This is a genomic window from Acinetobacter sp. UBA6720, from assembly GCF_002454215.1.
In the GTDB taxonomy this organism is placed as follows: Bacteria; Pseudomonadota; Gammaproteobacteria; order Pseudomonadales; family Moraxellaceae; genus Acinetobacter.
Window position 1 is genome coordinate 1 of record NZ_DKIK01000152.1, and the last position, 5,083, is coordinate 5,083.

Consider the following 5,083-nt stretch of genomic DNA (forward strand, 5'->3'; position numbering starts at 1 on the left):
TTCATAACGAGGCTTGAGGGCAATGGCAACCTCTGCTTGTTTCAGTAAAAGCTGTGTTAAGGAAGGATCAGCAAAGCCCGATTTTAAGCTCAAACTGTCTGCACTCATCACATAGGCATAGCAGGCTTGATTAAAGCTCACTTCACAGCCATAAAACTTTTGATAATGATAGAGTGCCATCTGCGCGGAATGGGCCATTTGAATTTTTAAGAACTGTAATTGATCGGGGAAAATTTGCTTAGCCAAATGCACCATCGAGGCCATGGTCATTTCATTCAACATTGCATATTTTTCATGGTGGAACGGCCATGTCAGCCATATTTCATTGCCCTGCTGTTGCATGTGCATCGGCGTTACTTCCGCCCCATCAATCACCAAGCGACTAAAGCGCATAACATACTGTAAGGCTTCAGCCACGCTATTACTTCGAGTCGCCATATAGCCTAGTACACCAAAGTGTTCAGGACGAATCAGCTTAGCCATTTCCATGGTTAACTGTGGACAGTCCAACTCCGTTTGCGTGAGCTGTAAAATCGTATGAAAAAAAGAAAAAGGCGACTGAGTATCAATCGGCAGTCTGAGCACATGCTCTAAGTTCACTTTATATGGATTTAAAACATCGAGATGATGAAAATCAATGCCCTGCTGTATCAGGTACATATTCCAGAGCTGAAAATAACCATTGGGAATTTGTAATTCTTGCATGACGGCCTACCCGCTATTTGACATGCGACATTTTCATATTGGCGTAAAATGTATAAAAAATGGCAATATCTGTCAAAACAAACTGTATTTTCTCCGACATACTGCAATCATCCAAGGCAAATGAAGTAAAACAAAATGAATGCCATTGTTAGTGCCCCTATTGAACCGATTGTGCGAACCCAACTTAATTTTAAGCTCGATGAAGTGCCACGTTTTTGGTTTGGCGACGACCCATTTCGGACCCGCATGTTTGATGCACTCAGCCTCACATTTCCCGATGGTGAACGCTATTTTATTCAAAGCGTGCGTTTATTTCGCGATCAGATTACAGACCCTGAATTAGCGCAGCGCGTAACAGATTTTATTAAACAAGAGGCGCAACATGGCATTGCCCATGACAAAATGAATCAGGTCATGCGAGAACAAGGCATGCCCGTTGACCAATTTATTCAACGTTTAAATAAAATCTTTAAATTTGAACTGAGTAAACGCTCGCCTCAATACAACATTGCGATGACTGCCGCTGCGGAACATTTAACTGCACTCATGGCGGAAACGTTTTATAGCCACAAAACAACCTTAGCAGAAGCCCATCCCTATGTACGTGCTTTATTTGCATGGCATGCCATTGAAGAAATGGAACATCGTGATGTGGCGTTTGATGTCATGAAACAAGTCGGACATGTTCCAGAAGCGACCCGTTTGTTTGCACTGGCCTTTACCACGGTGATGATGTTTGGTTTCACCACCTACCGCGCAGATGTCATGCTCAAGCATGATGGTTTTAGCCGCCTGCAACGTTTGCAAATGATGCGTAAAGGGCTGCCATGGTTCTTTGGACAAAAAGGAATACTGTCTCGGATGCGTGGGCAATATTTCGATTGGTTTAAGAAAGACTTTCACCCAAATCAACATCCTGTGATTGCACAGTATGATGTTTGGATCGACACCCTAGCAGAAACGAATGATCCAATTTTAGCGGGCGAAGCTTTTTGGCAAGCTGGAAAATAAAGTGAAAAACCATAACCAATAAAAAACTGGCACTGAGCCAGTTTTTTATTTACGCTGTCACCACTTTGCATAATGCTGTTCAAGTAAGCCATATTCATTGAGAAAGATAAGCTCTTGCTCACCCTGCTGGATCGTACCACTAATCTTGGCTTGCCACTGACTAAACTGGCTGCCGACCAGACGTAAATTGAGGTTTTCAAACCGACGCCAACCCGTAGTCACGGTTAAATGCAAACGCTCATCTAACGAACGAATCGTCCAGCGACCTTCTTCTTCCATCTGAAACAAAACATCACTCACTGTGTATAATTTTCCATTTATCCACAGACAGTTTTCATTGCCAAAACTTTCATTTACACCAGAAGCTAAATTGAGCCCAATGCGTCTGCCCTCAGCATCCCAAAAATTGCATGATAACCAAAACCAAGCTGTTTCAGGTCTAAGAAAACCACAGGTATCGTCTAAAGAAGCCAATGTCCGATCATTGAATTGGATTATCTGACCTGCTTTATTGGTAAAAAATCCTTCACAAGCCAAAGTTGTGAGTTTTTGTGTGTAGGTCCAACCATTGATTCCTGTTGGGCTACACATACTAAGCGGTTCTGTACTGGCACAGAAAATACGTGCACTCAGTTTAATTTCACCATATTTAGTCACTTGCACATAACGCACACCATTGGCATGCTGAATTTCAATTTGGAAAGGTGAATTTGCAAACACGCTTTGATTATATAAAGGCTGTTCATCCAATACGGTTTTACGTGCTAAAAAGTTCACCGCATTCCATTCAAGCACTTCATTTTTAAGATGATCATAAATATAAACAAAACCATGTCCTGCCCAAGCAATATCGGCAATTGCAAGACCAATGGTATAGTGTTCATGTTGAATGCTGCAAAACTTAAATTTTTTATATTTCAGTTTCTTACGCCATCCCGTAAGCACTTCACCATACGGAGTTTTATACTGATATTTATCTAAATCAATGGTTTTTGGAAGTTCACTAAACCGACCATAATGGGGTTGTCCATTGGACTGTATCAAATCCATTGATGCTCTATCCTTAAGCAAAAGTTAATTAATATCCGTATGCTTATTATGCCTATAATTTTGGCACTGAACAGCATTTAGTTTATTTTTTCATCAGCTTCTTATGAAAAGAAATCAGATTAACATTTTGATGTCTTTATGTTTTCATCCTAGCACTGAATACGCACTCAGCTTAATTCAACATTAAATACGTATTTTCCCATACATTCTGTGCAAACTCAGCTTCAACCAACAGCACATAACGTCCATGTATGCAATCAATCGCAATACAGTCATCGACGTCTAAAACACGATCTGTATGTTGCTTTTTCCACTTTTGATCAAAATGTTGTTTGCCAAGTTGTTTGGCTTCTACTGCATTGGGGGCAACAACGAGTACATAACGATGCAACTCCCCAAATTCACGTGTGTCATAGCCACCTAAATTTATGAGCCACAATTTTTCATCTGTGACTTGAGGCTGAGCATCACTAAACTGTATTTGGTATTTTTTCCCCGCACTTTCAACACCATTTAGCCGTGCCCAAGCATCTATATGTAAGCCTTTTTGTTCACCAAACCATGCATGTTTAAGTTGCGGGTAACTGTCTTCTAAACTGTCAGCGACAGCAAACACAACATCATGGACTTCGGTATTGGCACGTGCATGACGACCACCAAGCATGACCATAAATAGGTTGGGCATTTTCTTTCCTCTATTCAATAGTTTCACTTACATCACAAAATGATTCATCATTTACGAGGCAGAAAACATACTTTTTCTGCAAAAGTATTCAACTAAATGATACACGCCAAACTCATCAGCAACTGTTCGAGTCAGGCTAAAATTAAATAAATCATGTTTCTGCGAGGTATAAATCACATGATGATATTCGACGAGTTTTGCTGATGAATCATATTTTGGTTACTTTTTTAAAAGTAACGTGACGAACTCCTACAATGACATAAATAAACGGTAAGACTCCACCATGATGCAAATAATAATTGATTGTTTAATTACATGATAATGCTATGCAAAGTAAGATATTTCCTACGCGAACCCATAACAATTCATCACTTAAAATGAGGGCGTACATTTATAAATTTTCCCTCTTTTAAGTGAGCTAAGCGATTTTCATTAAAGTAAATAAAAATCGTGCTGAGCTTTCACCCAACACGATTCTTTAAATCTAATATTTAAAGCTTCCCCTCAATAGGAAGGCTTTAAAGAAGTCATTACATCTCAACCATTTCCACGCCATCAATACGTGCCACAGTCATCAAATCTTTATCCCCACGACCAGAAACCGTCGCAATGATAATTTGATCCTTAGACATGGTTGGCGCAAGTTTAGTGACATAAGCCATCGCATGAGAACTTTCCAAGGCAGGAATAATTCCTTCAATATGAGTCAAATCACGGAAACCTTGTAAAGCTTCATTGTCATTGATTGGCACATATTCAACACGATGCATATCTTTCAGGAAACTATGTTCAGGACCCACACCTGGATAATCCAAACCTGCTGAAATTGAATGCGTTTCAATGATTTGACCTTGTTCATCCGACATCAAATAAGTACGGTTACCATGTAAAACACCGACATGACCAGCATTCAATGGTGCAGAGTGTTTACCTGTTTCAATGCCATAACCCGCAGCTTCAACGCCGTACATTTTCACATCAGCATCGTTTAAGAATGGGTAGAACAAGCCCATTGCATTTGAACCGCCACCTACACATGCCACTAAAGCATCAGGTAAACGCCCTGCTTGCTCTTGAATTTGTTTACGCGCTTCACGGCCAATAATTGACTGGAAGTCACGAACTAACTGTGGATATGGGTGTGGGCCTGCAACCGTACCAATCACATAATAGGTTGAGTCGACATTGGTCACCCAGTCACGCATCGCTTCGTTCATCGCATCTTTCAATGTTTTTGAGCCACTTTCGACAGGCACAACAGTTGCACCAAGTAAACGCATACGGTAGACATTCATGGCTTGACGCTTTACGTCCTCTGCACCCATGAATACCACACACTCCAGACCTAAACGCGCAGCGATGGTTGCCGTTGCGACACCATGTTGACCTGCACCCGTTTCAGCAATAATGCGTTTTTTACCTGACAGTTTTGCCAGTAAAGCCTGACCAATGGTGTTGTTCACTTTATGTGAACCCGTATGGTTGAGGTCTTCACGTTTTAAATAGATTTGCGCACCACCCAACTCTTTCGACCATCGCTCAGCATAATATAAAGGACTAGGACGACCTACATAGTAGGCGAGGTCACGGTCGAATTCTGCCAGAAACTGCTCATCATCTTTCATACGGAAA

General features: G+C 41.0%; 5 protein-coding genes. 1 reads left to right on the forward strand and 4 read right to left on the reverse strand.

Features of this window, described 5'->3' with window-relative positions; translation table 11 throughout:
* Positions 1-705 (reverse strand): AraC family transcriptional regulator ligand-binding domain-containing protein (locus B4F08_RS13400; RefSeq protein WP_291374731.1); only part of this gene is annotated, 705 nt, incomplete at its 3' end.
* 135 nt (positions 706-840) lie between these two features.
* Here B4F08_RS13400 and B4F08_RS13405 point away from each other — a divergent pair.
* A complete protein-coding gene (locus B4F08_RS13405) occupies positions 841-1,716 on the forward strand; it encodes a metal-dependent hydrolase (protein ID WP_119064652.1) in 876 nt (291 codons plus the stop codon).
* 57 nt (positions 1,717-1,773) lie between these two features.
* Here the strand turns inward: B4F08_RS13405 and B4F08_RS13410 are convergent, their stop codons facing one another.
* The 3 genes from B4F08_RS13410 to trpB form a co-directional block, all read right to left on the reverse strand.
* Positions 1,774-2,766, reverse strand: coding sequence for a DUF2804 domain-containing protein (locus B4F08_RS13410; protein ID WP_086210405.1), 993 nt, complete (start codon positions 2,764-2,766; stop codon positions 1,774-1,776).
* Between the two features lie 172 nt (positions 2,767-2,938).
* Positions 2,939-3,451, reverse strand: a complete 513-nt coding sequence (locus tag B4F08_RS13415; protein ID WP_291374733.1) for a DUF1543 domain-containing protein — start codon at positions 3,449-3,451, stop codon at positions 2,939-2,941.
* A 530-nt stretch (positions 3,452-3,981) separates the two neighbouring features.
* Positions 3,982-5,083: tryptophan synthase subunit beta (gene trpB, locus B4F08_RS13420; protein WP_291374734.1), on the reverse strand; the 1,102-nt coding region annotated here is incomplete at its 5' end.

Bases quoted from the DNA above. Each gene is read 5' to 3' on its own strand.
- B4F08_RS13405 (WP_119064652.1), top strand. From the start codon at position 841: ATGAATGCCATTGTTAGTGCCCCTATTGAACCGATTGTGCGAACCCAA.
- B4F08_RS13415 (WP_291374733.1), bottom strand. From the start codon at position 3,451: ATGCCCAACCTATTTATGGTCATGCTTGGTGGTCGTCATGCACGTGCC.
- B4F08_RS13410 (WP_086210405.1), bottom strand. From the start codon at position 2,766: ATGGATTTGATACAGTCCAATGGACAACCCCATTATGGTCGGTTTAGT.